General features: G+C 51.6%; 13 protein-coding genes and 1 tRNA gene. 10 read left to right on the top strand and 4 right to left on the bottom strand.

Annotated features, from left to right (window positions below; all coding sequences use genetic code 11):
* Window positions 1-279: 279 nt before the first annotated feature.
* From AC5JMP_RS03050 to AC5JMP_RS03035, 4 genes are all read left to right on the top strand, one after another.
* Window positions 280-876, top strand: coding sequence for a sigma-70 family RNA polymerase sigma factor (locus AC5JMP_RS03050; protein WP_495849953.1), 597 nt, complete (start codon window positions 280-282; stop codon window positions 874-876).
* A 133-nt stretch (window positions 877-1,009) separates the two neighbouring features.
* Entirely contained in the window at window positions 1,010-1,843 is an 834-nt protein-coding gene (locus AC5JMP_RS03045; protein WP_495849952.1) for an anti-sigma factor domain-containing protein, read from the top strand.
* 113 nt (window positions 1,844-1,956) lie between these two features.
* Window positions 1,957-2,139 carry a hypothetical protein gene (locus AC5JMP_RS03040; RefSeq protein WP_495849951.1) on the top strand — a complete coding sequence of 61 codons (183 nt, stop codon included), beginning with the start codon at window positions 1,957-1,959 and terminating at the stop codon, window positions 2,137-2,139.
* Window positions 2,140-2,716: 577 nt separating this feature from the next.
* Window positions 2,717-6,085: a DUF8508 domain-containing protein gene (locus tag AC5JMP_RS03035; RefSeq protein ID WP_495849950.1), complete on the top strand. Its 3,369-nt coding sequence runs from the start codon at window positions 2,717-2,719 to the stop codon at window positions 6,083-6,085.
* A gap of 116 nt (window positions 6,086-6,201) precedes the next feature.
* Here AC5JMP_RS03035 and AC5JMP_RS03030 read toward each other — a convergent pair.
* Window positions 6,202-6,283, bottom strand: a tRNA-Leu gene (locus AC5JMP_RS03030).
* 227 nt (window positions 6,284-6,510) lie between these two features.
* Between AC5JMP_RS03030 and AC5JMP_RS03025 the strand changes: the two genes are divergently transcribed.
* Window positions 6,511-6,837: an MgPME-cyclase complex family protein gene (locus AC5JMP_RS03025; RefSeq protein WP_495849949.1), complete on the top strand. Its 327-nt coding sequence runs from the start codon at window positions 6,511-6,513 to the stop codon at window positions 6,835-6,837.
* 253 nt (window positions 6,838-7,090) lie between these two features.
* Entirely contained in the window at window positions 7,091-7,810 is a 720-nt protein-coding gene (locus tag AC5JMP_RS03020) for a hypothetical protein (RefSeq protein ID WP_495849948.1), read from the top strand.
* A 69-nt stretch (window positions 7,811-7,879) separates the two neighbouring features.
* On the opposite strand, the gene AC5JMP_RS03015 is transcribed toward AC5JMP_RS03020, so the two are convergent.
* From AC5JMP_RS03015 to folD, 3 genes are all read right to left on the bottom strand, one after another.
* Window positions 7,880-8,335, bottom strand: coding sequence for a divergent PAP2 family protein (locus AC5JMP_RS03015; RefSeq protein WP_495849947.1), 456 nt, complete (start codon window positions 8,333-8,335; stop codon window positions 7,880-7,882).
* Window positions 8,336-8,470: 135 nt separating this feature from the next.
* Entirely contained in the window at window positions 8,471-9,418 is a 948-nt protein-coding gene (gene crtE / locus AC5JMP_RS03010; protein ID WP_495849946.1) for a geranylgeranyl diphosphate synthase CrtE, read from the bottom strand.
* Window positions 9,419-9,432: 14 nt separating this feature from the next.
* Window positions 9,433-10,317 carry a bifunctional methylenetetrahydrofolate dehydrogenase/methenyltetrahydrofolate cyclohydrolase FolD gene (folD, locus tag AC5JMP_RS03005; RefSeq protein ID WP_495849945.1) on the bottom strand — a complete coding sequence of 295 codons (885 nt, stop codon included), beginning with the start codon at window positions 10,315-10,317 and terminating at the stop codon, window positions 9,433-9,435.
* Window positions 10,318-10,620: 303 nt separating this feature from the next.
* Here folD and AC5JMP_RS03000 point away from each other — a divergent pair, with 303 nt between their 5' ends.
* The 4 genes from AC5JMP_RS03000 to AC5JMP_RS02985 all read left to right on the top strand — a co-directional run bounded on the left by AC5JMP_RS03000 (window position 10,621) and on the right by AC5JMP_RS02985 (window position 15,654).
* Entirely contained in the window at window positions 10,621-11,070 is a 450-nt protein-coding gene (locus AC5JMP_RS03000; RefSeq protein ID WP_495849944.1) for an NUDIX hydrolase, read from the top strand.
* 78 nt (window positions 11,071-11,148) lie between these two features.
* The gene (locus AC5JMP_RS02995; protein WP_495849943.1) at window positions 11,149-11,907 is read left to right on the top strand and encodes a M48 family metallopeptidase; all 759 of its coding nucleotides are present in this window, start codon (window positions 11,149-11,151) and stop codon (window positions 11,905-11,907) included.
* Window positions 11,908-12,074: 167 nt separating this feature from the next.
* Entirely contained in the window at window positions 12,075-13,766 is a 1,692-nt protein-coding gene (locus AC5JMP_RS02990) for a sensor domain-containing diguanylate cyclase (protein ID WP_495849942.1), read from the top strand.
* Between the two features lie 430 nt (window positions 13,767-14,196).
* Window positions 14,197-15,654 (top strand): phosphoglucomutase/phosphomannomutase family protein, encoded by a 1,458-nt coding sequence (locus AC5JMP_RS02985; protein ID WP_495849941.1) that lies wholly within the window; start codon window positions 14,197-14,199, stop codon window positions 15,652-15,654.
* The last annotated feature ends 58 nt before the right edge of the window (window positions 15,655-15,712 follow it).

Here is a 15,712-nt window from a genome sequence, read left to right as displayed (position 1 = left end):
ATCATCTGCCCTGTTTGGGTCTTAAATTGGTATGAGATGAGTTGTGATACCAATTTAAGACCCATTTGAGATTGCCATAGCGCTATCTAATTGAGTTAGGACGAGTTATTTTTGAGCGCGGCGCCGCGCTCAAAAATAACTCGTCAGCTCTAGACGTGTGGCACTATACATCCAATCTGTCTAAAGGCACGTATTTAAAGGAGTCAATTGATGAATCATATGACGTAAGGTATGTTTAACTCTGCGTTCGCTGATTCTCCAAACTAATTGCCAAGAACAATGGACTCACAAAGCTCCGACCTGCCCTTGAGCGTCAAATCGCTTTCTCCTGATCTGTCCGATGTTGACCTGCTTCTTGTCCTCAGAAATGGTCATACTCAGGCTTTAGGAATGATTTACGATCGCTATTCTCGGTTGGTTTACAGTTTGGCATTCAAAATATTGGCGAACGCTGAGGAGGCTGAAGATGTCACTCAAGAGATTTTTGTCTCTCTCTGGCAGCGAAACGCCTACAATCCTGCGCGCGGCTCTCTGAGTAGCTTTCTAACCACCATGACTCGTTCTCGCTCAATTGATAGGTTGCGATCGCGAGGAAGCCGCTATAGATTTTTGCAGCGCTGGGAAGGAATTGTCCAAAGCGAAACGGTAATGGCAACACCTCTAGAGCAGGTCTCTATGGGAGAGCGATCGCAAATCATTCGGGCTGCGCTAGAGGAACTTGCCCCCAACGAGCGTCAGGTTCTAGAAATTGCCTACTATGGAGGGCTAAGCCAATCTGAAATTGCTGAGTCCTTAAACATTCCTTTAGGAACCGTTAAAACTCGCTCTCGTCAGGGCTTATTGAAGCTTCGCCAAGCGCTTCAAGGCTATGTCTAACCCCAGATAAACTAGATCAAACTTTTTATGTAGAGTCTGCTTCTTAAGGGTCTACTTTTCATACTTGAGTGTAAAAGTCAGCGTCTAATCTCCGCCACCCTATTTTCCACAATTCGTCACTCACTTGCAAATCATGACTTCTGCACTTCCTAGTAACTGGCAAGAACTAATAGCAGGTTACGCTCTAGGCGATCTCAGCCCAGAAGAGGCAGAGGAACTACAGCACTTGCTGGCAGAAAACCCAGATTTAATAGCTGAAGTCGCCTCTCTTCAAGAAGTATTGGCTTTAATGCCTTATGGTTTGTCTCAGCAAGTGCCATCTACTCAATTGCGGGATTCTATTCTGATGGCAGTCGAGGCAAGCTCTGCTATGAGCAATAGCTTTACGGATAGCCCCACTAGGAATAGGTTTGTTGACAGCAAAGATAATGAACCGAATAACCGATCGATCGCCTCCCTGCAAGCGATAGGAGGTGAGGATAGTGGTTTGCCAAGCCGACGCAGAAGCGCCTGGTATGGCATAGGTGGAACGATCGCCGCAGTGGCTCTGGTGGCGTTGGGCATTGATAACTATCGTCTTCGGCAGGAAACCCAGCAAGCTAAATCTGTGATTGCAGCCCTTCAGCAGCGGGGAACACAGACGATCGCCCTGGAGGGAACCCAGGAAGCAAACGCAGCTTCAGGCAGTCTGCTCATTGCCGAGAGTCGTCAAGTGTTTATGGTGGCAAAGGATTTGCCTGTCCTCCCAGAGGGGCAGGTGTATCGGCTTTGGGCAATGCCTTCTAGCGGCAAAAACCCTGCTTTCTGCGGTCAGTTTAGCGCCAAAACAAATGGCTCCGTGACGACTCAGTGGGTTACGCCTGAAGTAAGCTGCCAATCTACTACGGTGCAAATGCTGATCACCTCCGAGAAAGCAAGTGATCCGCCACTGCCCAAAGGTTCGCTGGTGATGCAGAGCCGAATTTAGAGCAAGTGACACACTGAAGGATATTTACTTCTATCAAGACCTATAAAACGATCGCTGAGGCTTACAAAACCACTTCCTGAGCTTACTGAACAGCGATCGAGGTCTGACAAACAGTGATTAACCAAGTGAAAGCTTGGTTTGAGGCAACCCAGTCAACAGGGTTTGAAGGCAATGAGTCCAGTGATGATTGGCGAGTTGAAGCTGAACATCATCGTCAAGACAATCAACAGATCTGGGTGGTGCTACTCGGAGCAATCTCCGAGCTTTATCAACCCACCTTGGTAGTGCTCACCTAAATTACCACTACCCACGCTGCCATAGGTCTAGTCCGCACTGCCTAAAGCCAGCAAAGTGGCGTAATTATGAAGATTCAGTATATTTCCATACAAATTAACATGCTGTTATCGAGTTCTTAATCCAGCCATGAAATCCTGATTAATTGTAGGCATACATACTACTCAGTTTGTGTGTGATTTCACCGGATAGCACAATGTGTAATTCCTCTGTATTCACTAATGCTCTAACTGTTAATCTGACCAGGACAGTCGTGAGTGGAGTTCTTTTAGTTTAAGCACAAAAGTCTGCTAATCCAGACTGAGCCTTGGTGTTCATGGAGTGATTTTCTGTTTTGGCTTCGCCCAAGCGATCGCTTTCACGGTTGCCCAGCCCTGCATGAAGTCGAGAATCTCATATCAAGCTAAGTGCGTTTTCTGAGTAAGGCGCATTTTAATTTTGCGTGGCTTACGGCATCTCCATGTCTTCTTAAGGCAAGGTTCAGTCGTTAGTGCGCTGATTTCAAAATCTTGGCTAATCCCAGGATAAATCCTAGAACAACCGCATCTATATTCCATTCATCTTTTAAGGTTCCTCCAAATGGCAGCAATCAGTTTAACCGGAACAACTTACACCGAAAACTTTGATACTTTGGCAAGTTCCGGCACCAGTTCTACTTTGCCTAACGGTTGGGTAATTTCTGAGTCTGGAACAAATGCAAATGCAGTCTACACGGCTGGAACAGGTAGCTCAAATGCGGGCGATACCTACAGCTTTGGAGCCGCCAGCAGTCCTGAAAGAGCACTGGGCGGTCTACAATCTGGCAGCTTAGTGCCAACAGTGGGCGCAAGCTTTACCAACGATACAGGCTCAATCATTACGGCGCTCACCATTGCTTATACGGGAGAGCAGTGGCGTTTGGGAACGTTAAACAGAGCCGATCGCATCGATTTCCAATACAGCCTAGATGCCAGTTCTCTAACGACAGGCACTTGGACTGACGTGAATGCGCTTGACTTTACGGCTCCAGTCACCACAGGCGCTGTAGGCTTACTCGATGGCAACGCCGCCGCCACCACCCTCAGCAATGCCATTGCGGGCTTGTCAATTCCACCGGGAGCGATCGTCTGGATTCGCTGGAATAGCTTTGATGCGCCGGGAGCCGATGATGGTTTGGCGATCGACAGCTTCTCTATCACCCCAACCGTTGGCTCGGTGCCGACAACGCCGATTGTCACCCTGGCTGCCCAAGACGCAGCCGCTGCTGAAGCTGCCCAAGACCCCGGCACCTTCCGGATCACGCGCACAGGCGATACTGCCAGCGCCTTGACTGTGACTTATGCCCTCAGCGGGACGGCTGCGACCAACGACTTCACGCCTGCTCTCACGGGAACGGCTACCCTGGCGGCGGGGCAAGCTTTTACCGACATCACGATTACGCCTGTGGATGACGCTCTGACCGAAAGCAGCGAAACCGTGACCCTGACCCTGGTTGACGCTGACGCTTACGATGTCGGATCTGCCAGCACAGCGACCGTGACGATCGCAGATAATGATGCGGCAGCGGGTGCAACTCGGATTCGCGACATTCAAGGCTCTGCCCACCTTTCGCTACTGAATGGTCAGGCCGTGCGAAGTGTGCCCGGAATTGTGACTGCGATCGCCTCAAACGGTTTTTACATTCAAGACCCCACGCCCGACACCAACGATGCGACCTCAGAAGGAATTTTTGTCTTCACAACCAGTGCCAGCATCTTGGGCGCGCGCGCAGTGGGTGAAGCGGTGTTGGTCAGCGGTACGGTTAGCGAATTTCGTCCGGGTGGAAATGCCGACAACTTGACCATCACGCAAATTTCCAATAACAGCAGCGTGCAGTCGCTCAGCGTCACCGCCTGGACAAATGCTCCGACTACGACGATCGCCCCGACTGTTCTGGGCAATGGCGGACGGGCAATTCCTACCTCGGTGATTGACAACGATGCCACCAATGTGGAAAGCAATGGCACCTTTGATCCCGCTCAAGATGGCATTGACTTCTACGAAAGCCTAGAAGGCATGGTCGTTCAGGTTAATAATCCAGTTTCCACATCCCCTACTGCCAGCTTCGGATCTTCTGAGGAAATCTGGGTGTTGGCAGATAACGGTGCCAATGCAACCAGCCGCACCAGCCAGGGAGGCAGCCTGATTACGTCAAGCGATTTCAATCCAGAGCGGATTCAGATTGATGATTTGAACAATTCTTTGGGGCTACCCAGCGTGAACGTTGGGGCACAGCTCAGCACGATTACAGGCGTAGTCAGCTACGATTTCAATAACTACGAAGTTTTGGTTTCGGCGGTTCCTACGGTCGTGCAAGCTTCGTCCCTACAGAAAGAAGTCACCAACTTAACGGCTAGCGCAAACCAGCTCACCATCGCCACGTTCAACGTAGAAAACCTCGACCCTGGCGATGGCGCAGCTCAGTTTAATGGACTGGCCAGTGTGATTGTGGGCAATCTGAAGTCGCCCGATATCCTTAACCTCGAAGAAATTCAGGACAACAACGGGGCAACCAATAATGGTGTGGTGGATGCCAACGTAACCCTGCAAACGCTGATTGATGCGATCGCAGCCGCCGGAGGGCCTACCTATGAATACCGTCAGCTCAACCCAGTCAATAATCAAGATGGCGGCGAACCGGGCGGCAATATCCGCGTGGGCTTCTTGTTCAATCCCAGCCGGGTCAGCTTTGTGGAAGGATCGCTGCAACGCTTGACCGATGCCAATCTGGCGGATGGAGATGCCTTTGCCAGCAGCCGCAAACCTCTGGTCGGCAAATTTGTCTTCAACGGACAGGATGTAACCGTTGTCGGCAATCACTTCAACTCTAAAGGGGGAGATCAACCCCTGTTTGGCCCGAACCAGCCTCCGGTTTTGAGTAGCGAAGCGCAACGCAACCAGCAGGCCACGATCGTCAAAGACTTCGTGCAAGGAATTATAGCTACCGATGCCAACGCCAATGTGGTTGTGGCAGGTGACTTGAATGACTTCGAGTTTTCCAATCCGCTCAGCATCCTAGAGAGCGGTGGCTTGACGACGCTGGTCGAAACTCTGCCAGCGAACGAGCGTTATACCTATAACTTTCAGGGAAATGCTCAGGTGCTGGATCACATCTTGGTGAGCAGCAATCTGCGCAGCAACCTGGATGGCTTTGATGTAGTTCATATCAACTCTGAGTTTGCGGATCAGATCAGTGACCATGATCCGGTTATTGCCCGCTTTAATCTAACTGCGCCGAATCGCGCCCCGATCGCCAATAATGACAGCGGCTTCACAGCCAACCAAAATGCGGCAAAGCTAATTCCGATTGCTGCTTTGCTCGCCAACGACACTGACCCAGATGCCAACTCAACGCTATCTATTCTGGCCAACGGATTTAGCGATGTTGTGGGCGGCAGCGTTGCCTTGAACGGCAGTAACGTGGTTTTCACGCCAAACGCCAGCGGTACGGCCAGCTTCAAATACACCCTGAGCGACGGGAGCTTGACGAGTCAGGCGATCGTCACTTTGGAAGTGGGCAAAACCATTGATACTGGCAATGGAAAAGATACCGCAACGGGCACCGCTGGCGATGACCTCTTGCAGGGCGGCAATGGCAAAGACACCCTCATAGGCAATGGCGGTGATGACACCTTGGTGGGCGGAAACGGGGTGGATATCCTCAATGGCGGAGCTGGCAACGACACGCTTAACGGTGGCAATGGCAACGATATTTTCGTGCTTGCTGGCAGTAGCAACGGCACCGACACAATCCAGGACTTTGCGCCTAGACAAGATCAGATTGGCCTATCAGGGGGACTGAGCTTCGGTCAACTGAGCTTTGCCGATGTCAACGGCAGTGCCGCAATTCGCCTGGGCGCTGACACGTTAGCGCTGTTGGTTGGAGTAACGGCTAATCAACTGGTTCCATCCAGTTTTGTCGCCGTTTAACATTTGCATTTTGCAACCCTTCGACTGAAGTCAGCGTTGCAGATTCTCACCCACAAATTTTTTGAGCAGAGAGCGTAGCTCTCTGCTCAAAAAATTTGTTTATTTAATCAATTAAATGCGGATGAAAGGACTTGAACCTTCACTTCGTGAGAAACTAGAACCTAAATCTAGCGCGTCTACCAATTCCGCCACATCCGCGTGGGTCAGTAGACAATGGTAGCAGAAATTTTTCGAAATTGAGCGATCGCTTCCACAAACTCTCCTGCTGAACCTCATTGCTAGAGAAGAATACTTCTAGGTTAAGACTTTCGGGTTAAAATCAAGAGCGGAAATTCTAGACGGTATGAATTCGGATGCGATCGCCGCAAAGCCTTCCGTCAGCTTATTTCCCCATCACAATTTCAATCCCTTCACGACTCTGACCCATGCCAACCTACTACTATGCCTTAGCCAGTCGGCGATATATCTTGGAAGATGAACCGACTGAAGAAGTCTTGAAAGAGCGCATCCGCAACTACCGGGAACAGGAAAAAGAAATTGATTTTTGGCTAGTGCATCAGCCTGCTTTTTTGGAAGCGGCAGAAATGGCAACCGTCAAAGCCAAATGTCCTCAGCCTGCGGTGGCGATCGTTTCTACTAATCAACAGTTTATTACTTGGCTGAAGCTGCGGTTAGAGTATGTGGCGATCGGTCAGTTTCAAGCTCCTACAGATGCCATCCCCGATCCGCTAGCTTCTCTGTCGTCAGTATAGGCAGCATCAATATAGGCAGCATCAATGGCAATGTGTTATCCGCCTCTGAGTCTGGCGCCTTGACTCCCCTTTACCATAACTATTCCAGGGTTGCAGTCTGCCACTACTCTCCCATCTAAGGAATAATGCTATGGGTCTTTGCTCTCGATGGTTTTTTCAACACCTACAACAGACTACTTTGTTAAACAGTTTGCTATCGCACAGTTTGCTACTACCACATCGGCGCGGGTTCCATTCGATCGCGGGTTTTGCCATGAGCCTGTCAGCTTTTGGGATGGTGCTGGGAATCTCTCAAGATCTGTTGGCGCAGCCACTAATGCCGCAGCCCCTAATGCCGCCATCCCTGATCGCTCAGGCTTTGCCCACCTGCCAACCTCCTCAAGAAAATCAGTTTTTGCTGCTGGTGCTGAATCAGCGATCGGATACCCAGACGCAGCTCAAACAGCTCCTTCCCGCTAGCGCTGTGCTGACTCCCTGCGACTACCTCAGCAATAGCGTCGTGCGAGTGGAGGGCTTTTCTAGCGCCGAGATTGCCAATGCCTGGGCGAAATATATCAACGATCGCATTGGGCTTCAGGCTTTTGTGGCGCGTTCAGCAAACTCGGCGATCGTGACCACTCCATCTTTAGCTCAGCCTCAAGCTCCAACCGCACTCCCCACCTCAGCCCCAACCTCCACTGAGGGCGTTCCCCGCTCAGTTCCAGAAGCCTACAACCCTCAGCCGTTGGGCACAGGCTATGCGGTGTTAGTCAACTATTTCAATCGACCTGAAGCCGCCGCTGATGTGGGTCAAATTACCGCTGGCGCAGTAGGCTTGGTCGCCTACAATCAGAACCCTTACCTGCTAGCGATTTATACCAACAGCGAAACCAGTGCTGCCAGTATGCTGAGAACACTGAGCGATCGGGGCTTTACGGCTGTGATGGTAGACAGTCGTCGGGTAGTGCTGCTCAAACGGAATGTGGCAAATTAATCTGCCTACTTAAGCCCTACTTAAGCCCTACTTAAGCCCTACCCTAGACTATTCCCCTCAAGCTACTTTCTAGTAAGCGGGTGCGGCGATCCACGAAACAATTACCCCCAGCGCAGAACCTGCAATCACCTGTACGGGGGTATGCCCCAACAGTTCCTTGAGCCGCGCTTCACTGAAAGTAGGATTTTCATGGAAAAGCTCGTCCACCATTTGGTTTAAGATGCGCGCCTGTTTACCTGCTGCTTGACGCACGCCAGCCGCGTCATACATGACAATAATCGCAAAACAAAAGGCAATGGCAAAATCGCCACTCGCCCAGCCTGACGTTTGCCCAATACCTGTTGCCAGAGAAGTCACGAGAGCAGAGTGAGCGCTAGGCATCCCCCCAGTTTCTACTAACGTGCGAAAGTTGACCTTGCGATGCCACACAAGCTCAACAATGACCTTAAGGACTTGAGCCAAGAGGCTGGAAAAAATTGCAATGAATAAAATGTGATTATTCAGGAGATCGGGAAAATCCTGCATGGTGCGGCTCAGAAATTAAAGGGAAAAGTTTAGAAAAGAAGAGAAGGCTGCACGAGTCAAGAGCAGGGATCGAGGCAGCATTGCGTCCTCTCAACCCGAAGTTAAAACCCAGGTTTGTCATCTAAGCTGGCAATCTCAATGCTTCCGGGCAGTGATATAGTCGGCGATCGCCATCAGCGGCACAGCTTTTTCGCCAAAGGCAGCGATCTCGGCTTTTGCCTCTAGAACAAGCTGATTGGCTTGCCGCCTCGACTCGTCAATGCCCCAAAAGCTGGGATAGGTAGCTTTCTGAGCCTGAAGATCTTTACCTGCCGTCTTGCCCAACTCTTCCTGAGTGGCAGTAATGTCAAGGACATCATCAATAATTTGAAAGGCTAAACCAATATTTTGGGCGTAGCGAGACAGCCGTTGCAGATCTGGGTCAGGGGCATTTGCCAGTATCGCACCGCAGACCACCGAGGCTTCCAGCAGCGCTCCTGTCTTATGCCGATGGATAAAACTCAGCGTTTCTAGGGTAACATCTGGATTGCCTTCAGATTCCAGATCCACGACCTGGCCGCCCACCAAGCCAGCGGCTCCTACGGCTTTGGCTAGCCGCACCACCACCTGTAAAATCTGCGCAGGGTTGACCTGGCGCGTTTGCAGAGCAATAAATTCAAAAGCATAGGCTAGCAGCCCGTCCCCGGCAAGAATGGCAATGTCTTCGCCATAGACCTTGTGGTTGGTCAGCTTGCCCCGACGGTAGTCGTCGTTATCCATCGCGGGCAGGTCATCGTGAATCAGAGACATTGTGTGAATCATCTCTAGAGAACAGGCGGCAGGCATAGCCATGTCTACTGTGCCGCCCGCCAGCTCGCAGGTGGCGAGACAGAGAATCGGGCGGAGTCGCTTGCCACCCGCCATCAGAGAATAGCGCATGGCTTCATAAATCTTTTCGGGATAGGTGACGGCGATCGCTTTTTCCAAAGCAGATTCTACCTGAATTTGCCGCTGCTTTAGATAGCCCAGCAAGTCAAAAATTTGCGCAGCTTCATGGGCTAGCGCGGTAGTCAGCACCCTGCCCTGATCGGTCGTACTCGTCATCTCCCTCATCTCCCCTAGAGCGCTAAACGTTGGCGATAGCTCCATACTGTATTGTGCAACAGCATGGTCACGGTCATTGGTCCAATCCCACCTGGAACCGGAGTAATCCACTCAGCAATTTCTTGAACGCTATCAAACTTTACATCTCCTACCAGACGAGATTTGCCGTTAGCATCGGTCACGCGGTTAATGCCGACATCAACGACTACAGCGCCGGGTTTTACCATATCGGCGGTGACTAGCTCCGTTTTGCCGATCGCCGTCACCAGAATATCGGCGCTGCGGGCAACAGCCGCTAAGTCGGGCGTGTGAGAATGGGCGATCGTTACGGTGGCGTTGGCTTCTAGCAGCATCAGCGCCAAAGGCTTGCCCACCAGAATACTGCGCCCAATCACAACCGCGTGTTTGCCCTGGGGAGCGATCGCGTACTCTTCCAGCAGCCGCATTACCCCGGCGGGTGTACAGCTTCTTAGCCCAGTTTCACCCCGCACCAGTCGCCCCATGTTAACAGGGTGCAGTCCGTCCGCATCTTTATCCGGGTCAATTTGATTCAGCAGCGCCACTGAGTCTAGGTGATCGGGCAAGGGAAGCTGGACTAAAATGCCGTCCACGCGATCGTCTTGATTGAGAGCCTGAATTCTCCGTGCCAGCTCTGCTTGGGAGGTATCTGTGGGTAGGTGAGTGCCATAGGAGGCAATGCCCACCCGTTCGCAGGCTTTCTCCTTGCCTCGCACGTATGCCGCGCTAGCAGGATTGTCGCCCACCATAAGAACCGCCAAACCGGGTACGCGACCCGACTGAGCTTGAAGTGTTTTCACCTGCTCAGTCAGTTCTGTTTGCATTCGAGCGGCAAGGGCTTTACCATCCAGTAAACCTGCGCCATCTAGTAAACCAGCCATACTTTTAGCTTTGCGTGACCAACCGAACTTATTAATTTTGCTCGATTAATGGGAAAGTGCCAAAAAAATTGCCTAAAGTTCTTCGGTAAAATTCTAGTCTCTCAGATAGTTGACCCGCTTACTCAAAGGGTTGAACGGGGCATGACTCAATCGGGGGATGAATTTTTGTGTGAGAGGGGCGCTCCGCGCCCCTCTCACACAAAAATTCATCCCTAAAATCAGCAACGCCAATTGAACGGTTATCCTGAGTTAGGTTACTTCTTTTGAAATCGCTACCCTTCTTGAAATTTAGGACGCTTGCTGATGAGTACGCCTGATGATTCTCGTGCCGCTGTAGCGATCGCCCTACTCTACCAAAACAGCCAGTTTTTGATGCAGTTACGGGAAGAAAAGCCTGAAATTGCCTATCCTGGGTGCTGGGCATTTTTTGGTGGACATCTGGAGCCAGGAGAATTGCCAGAGGAAGGAATGCGGCGAGAGCTAATCGAAGAAATTGGCTATGCCCCTCCCAACCTGCTCCCATTTGAGACCAATACGCAAGATCCGCACTTTATTCGTTACGTCTTTCATGCGCCGCTGACTGTGGAGCTAAAAACTTTAGAACTCAATGAAGGATGCGATCTCGGACTCGCGACCCTAAAAGAGATCCGTCAGGGTAGTCGCTACTCCGATCGCATGGGAAAAACTTATCCGCTCGGCAAGCCGCATCAAGAAATTCTGCTGAGTTTCATTCAGCAGCAGGCAATGTCATGAGCGCTATGTTATGAGCGCTATGTCATGAGCGTTATGTTATGAGCGCCATGAGCGATCGGCAATCTAAACCAAACCAGAATGGCACAGGTAAAATCTCAGCACCCTATTCAAAAGCTCCAGCCTTATAGCATTCGAGAGAGCACTAAGGCAAAGCACGTCAGCATCAAAATCTCTCATTTGGGCGAGGTCGAAATTGTCGTCCCCAGAGGCTTCGATCGCCGCAAGCTGCCCGAAATTTTAGAAAAACGGCAAGATTGGATTGCCAAAACGACTCAACGCATCGTTGCCGAGCGACAGTCTTTTGGAGCGGAGCCAGAAACTGAGCTGGAGTTGCCTATCCACCTGAGTCTGCGATCGCTGCCCGAAGACTGGACGATCGGCTATCAGCCCATGCCGACCTGGAAACTGACCACAGACCCCGCCCAACCCCACCATCTATTAGTGTCAGGGGCGATCCAGCAAAGCCCCCTTTGCTACCGTATTCTCAAGCATTGGCTGACCCGCAAGGCAGAACTCCATCTGAGTCCCTGGCTGCGTCAGGTGAGTCAGGATGTGGGTTTACCTTGCAGCGCTATTTCTGTGCGAGGGCAAAAAACCATTTGGGCAAGCTGTTCTAGCAAAAAAAACATTAGCCTTAACTACAAGCTGCTGTTTCTGCCGCCCAACCTGGTGCGCTATGTTTTCATTCACGAACTTTGTCATACTGTGCATCTGGATCACTCCGAGCGCTTTTGGTCGCTAGTAGGCGAAAAAGACCCAGACTATCGGTTTCATGACGCGGAACTGAATAAAGCCTGGTGCTATATTCCTCAGTGGATTGAGCGATCGCGAGATTGAGAAAGGAGAGTAGGATTTAGGAGTAGGCAGGAGGCAGTTTGCTGGGTGGGCGCGAGAAGACTTTTCAGCACAATAGCTGATGAGAAATCTAAGCTTGCTGTGCTAAGTCATATGTTTCTAAGTCGCATATTTTTCTGTGTGTTCTCAACCTGTTCCAAAGGATATCTATGCAACCTACGTGGAAAGAAATTTATCCTTGGATCAAGACCGCTCTACTCAACCTAGAATCTGTCGATTCTCTACTGAGACAGGTGGTAGAAAAAATTGCGTCGGTCTATGAGGCTGAATGCCTGCTCTGGGCAGGACTAGAGATGGGGGTCTCTGATGCGCTCCGCGTCTATGGTCTGTCAGAGGTGGTCAATAAATATGCCGCCAATTTTGCAGTAGAGCCGCCTCTGGATAGCGATCGCCCTAGCCCCTTTCAGCCTGATTCCGTCCAGCCTTTTGTGCCGCGCTCCTTACCCTCCTGGCTGCTTGATCAGCAAAACTCACCGCAGATTATTCAGCTAGAAACGGGGGAGCTGATCATCCCTATTTCGAGCCGGGGAAATGGATTGGAAGATCCTAGAGGGCGCGTATCGGTAGCAAATCCGCTTCAGTTTGTGCTGCAACTGCGGCGATCGTTCGCAGGGTTACCCGTCTTTGCGCCTCCTTCTCCGCTATCCTCCTTTCCTTTCAGAAAAGAAACAGCCGCTCTTCCTATTCAAGGCTGGAATGTGGAAGAGCTGGAGTCGCTTGAGGTCGTTTGTAGCCAAGTGGGGCTGGCATACAGCGCCCTCTACTGGCGAGAGCGCCTAGAGCAATCGCGCCAACAGGCGGCTCTAATTGGACGGATCTCACGACTGCTCAATTCCACGCTAAATCCCGATGAGGTGGTCGGGCGAATTGTTGCTGAGCTGGGTTATGGGTTGCAGTGCGATCGCTCTATCTTGGTGGATTTGCGCGACAGCCCCGCCACAATCCTCGCCGTATGGGATTATCCCGAACGGCAGATGGTGGCACTAGAGGAGCGTCATATCTACCGAGAGTATTGGCAAAACATTATTGAATTATTTATGCAGGGCGGAGCATCGTACCTGCAAATGGGAGTGCATGCTCCTGAAGCCGACTTGCTGCAAGACTGGATGCGATCGATCGGAGTCATGTCAGTGCTGCTGGTACCGCTATTTATCCAGGAAGAGTTTTTTGGGGCGGTGGCGCTGTTGTCTTATCAGCAGGAGCGGGCATATTTGCTCGACGAGCTGCAAACCGTTCGGCAGGTAGCCGATCAAGCCGCGATCGCGCTGACAAACGCTCAAAACTATCAGCGTCTCTGGCGACGGCAGGTAGAGCTACGGATGCAGAATGATTCCTTGCAACAAGAAATTCTGCGAGATGACTTGACGCAGCTCATGAATCGGCGATCGCTAGAATGGGAGCTAGAGCAGCTCAGCATGGCGGCAGTCTGGACAGTTCAGTCGCCCTTTAGCGTGATTGTTTGCGACATTGACTATTTCAAAATGGTGAATGATGCCTATGGGCATTTGGTAGGTGATGAAGTGCTGGTTGAGCTATCAAAACGGGTTCAAGATCAGCTCCGACGCGGCACTCCAGCCTACCGCTACGGCGGCGAAGAATTTGTTGTAATTCTGACGGAAACGCCCTTAGACCAAGCGATCGATGTTGCCGAGCGGCTCCGGCGTGCGGTTCGCGGTCAGTCCATGCCGACCAAGGCGGGAGAGCTAGACATTACGGCAAGCTTTGGGGTCGCTCAGCAAAACTCCGCCACCGATCGCACAGCCTGGGATGTGTTGCAACGTGCCGACAAAGCCCTCTATGAGGCAAAGCGTCAAGGACGCGATCGGGTTCAGGTGATGTAGCTGTCGCCAGTTTGCTTAGGGCATTTTGGGTGGGGCGCTGCTCCAGCCAAAATGCCCCCGTCCTAACCGCCTTGGCGGTTGCTATAGAGTCGCCATCAAGGCTGGGAAATGAGAGCTAGTCCGGAAGTTTGCGGAAAATCTTGCTGAAACCCTACAAAGTGCGAGTCTAAATTTGAATTCTGCAATAGTTTTTGCAGAATTCCTGAATATCAGCCTTGCAGAGTGGATGAGTCAACGGCAACAAGATGAGTCAATGGCAATGAGCAGACGAGGCGATGAGTCATTGAAGCGGTAAGTCATCGACCTTACGATATTTTTATTCACTCTGCTCAGTTAGCCTAACAGACGAGTAGACTCGAAACAGCCTCAGGGTTTTTCGACATAGCTTTTTTAGAAACGTTCTCCCCTATTCTCCTCCCAGACACAGCATATGGCAGTCTCTATTTCTCCTGCGTCCTTGACCGCAAAGCCCATCACCTTCGGCACAGACGGTTGGCGGGGCGTAATTGCCGCCGACTTCACCTTTGAGCGCGTCATCCAGGTCGCGCCTTTGGCAGCGATCGCCCTAGAGCAAGCCTATGGAGGCAGCCGAACGATTGTTGTGGGCTACGATCGCCGTTTTTTGGCGGAAGAATTTGCCCAGGCTGCGGCTGAGGCAGTACAGGCTGCCGGGTTTAACGTATTGCTGTCAGATACCTATGCACCTACACCCGCCTTTAGCTGGGCGGCGAATCAGCATGGAGCTTTGGGCGCAATCGTCATTACCGCCAGCCATAACCCCGGCATCTATTCAGGATTAAAGGTGAAAGGAGGATTTGGGGGTTCGGTGCCGCCAGAGGTGACGAAAAAAATTGAGGGCATGATTCAGGAAGGATTTCAGCTTCCAGCAGCAACACCTGGCACCTTAGAAACTTTCAATCCCTGGCAGAGCTACTGTGAGGCGCTGCGAGGCAAGGTGAACATTCCGCTGATTCAGGAGGCGATCGCTTCAGGTAAGCTGACCGTATTTGCAGACGTAATGCATGGCGCGGCGGCAGGTGGACTAGAGCAGCTTTTGGGCGCCTCCATTCGAGAGTTGAATAGTGACCGCGATCCGCTGTTTGGTGGCGGTGCGCCGGAGCCTCTGCCTCGCTATTTGCCGCTGCTGTTTCAAACCATCAAGGAATTTCGGCATCAGGGCGGCGCGGGTTTAGCAGTCGGTCTGGTGTTTGATGGCGATAGCGATCGCGTGGCGGCTGTCGATGGACAAGGCAACTTCCTCAGTTCACAGGTGCTGATCCCCATTTTGATTGAGCATCTGGCAACCCATCGCGGCTTTAGCGGTGAGGTAATCAAAACCATCAGCGGTTCTAATCTGATTCCCAAGGTTGCTGCACTGTACGGTCTGCCGCTTTATCAAACGCCGATTGGCTATAAGTTCATCGCTGATCGCATGTTGGAATCTCAGGTCTTGCTGGGCGGCGAAGAGTCGGGCGGCATTGGCTACGGCAATCACATCCCCGAACGGGATGCCCTGCTGTCGGCGCTCTATGTCCTGGAGGCGATCGTCCAGTTTGGTAAAGACCTCAGCGATCTCTATGCCGACCTGCAACAGAAGACAGGCTATGCCTCAGCATACGATCGGATTGACCTACCGCTGTCGGGCATGGATGTGCGATCGCGCCTGATCGATGCCTTGCAAAGCAATCCCCTTAGCGAAATTGCCGGACAGTCTGTGGTGGAGTGCCTGACGATCGATGGCTACAAGTTTCAGCTGGCTGACGACAGCTGGCTGCTCATTCGATTTAGCGGCACCGAACCTGTTCTACGGCTCTATTCCGAAGCGCTAACTCCAGAAACCGTGCGGCGTAATCTCGCATGGGCAAAGGATTGGGCAAATTCTATTTAGTCCAGAAACACGGGTTGGGTAGTGGTATTTGGGTAAGGATTTTTTGTTGCGTGGGCTT

This window comes from Drouetiella sp., assembly GCF_059504425.1.
This window is presented reverse-complemented; position numbering and strand designations above follow the sequence as displayed.

Excerpts from the sequence above, each read along its gene's own strand:
- AC5JMP_RS03050 (WP_495849953.1), top strand. The coding sequence starts at position 280 with ATGGACTCACAAAGCTCCGACCTGCCCTTGAGCGTCAAATCGCTTTCT.
- AC5JMP_RS03045 (WP_495849952.1), top strand. The coding sequence starts at position 1,010 with ATGACTTCTGCACTTCCTAGTAACTGGCAAGAACTAATAGCAGGTTAC.
- AC5JMP_RS03035 (WP_495849950.1), top strand. The coding sequence starts at position 2,717 with ATGGCAGCAATCAGTTTAACCGGAACAACTTACACCGAAAACTTTGAT.
- AC5JMP_RS03025 (WP_495849949.1), top strand. The coding sequence starts at position 6,511 with ATGCCAACCTACTACTATGCCTTAGCCAGTCGGCGATATATCTTGGAA.
- AC5JMP_RS03020 (WP_495849948.1), top strand. The coding sequence starts at position 7,091 with ATGAGCCTGTCAGCTTTTGGGATGGTGCTGGGAATCTCTCAAGATCTG.
- AC5JMP_RS03015 (WP_495849947.1), bottom strand. The coding sequence starts at position 8,335 with ATGCAGGATTTTCCCGATCTCCTGAATAATCACATTTTATTCATTGCA.
- crtE (WP_495849946.1), bottom strand. The coding sequence starts at position 9,418 with ATGACGAGTACGACCGATCAGGGCAGGGTGCTGACTACCGCGCTAGCC.
- folD (WP_495849945.1), bottom strand. The coding sequence starts at position 10,317 with ATGGCTGGTTTACTAGATGGCGCAGGTTTACTGGATGGTAAAGCCCTT.
- AC5JMP_RS03000 (WP_495849944.1), top strand. The coding sequence starts at position 10,621 with ATGAGTACGCCTGATGATTCTCGTGCCGCTGTAGCGATCGCCCTACTC.
- AC5JMP_RS02995 (WP_495849943.1), top strand. The coding sequence starts at position 11,149 with ATGGCACAGGTAAAATCTCAGCACCCTATTCAAAAGCTCCAGCCTTAT.
- AC5JMP_RS02990 (WP_495849942.1), top strand. The coding sequence starts at position 12,075 with ATGCAACCTACGTGGAAAGAAATTTATCCTTGGATCAAGACCGCTCTA.
- AC5JMP_RS02985 (WP_495849941.1), top strand. The coding sequence starts at position 14,197 with ATGGCAGTCTCTATTTCTCCTGCGTCCTTGACCGCAAAGCCCATCACC.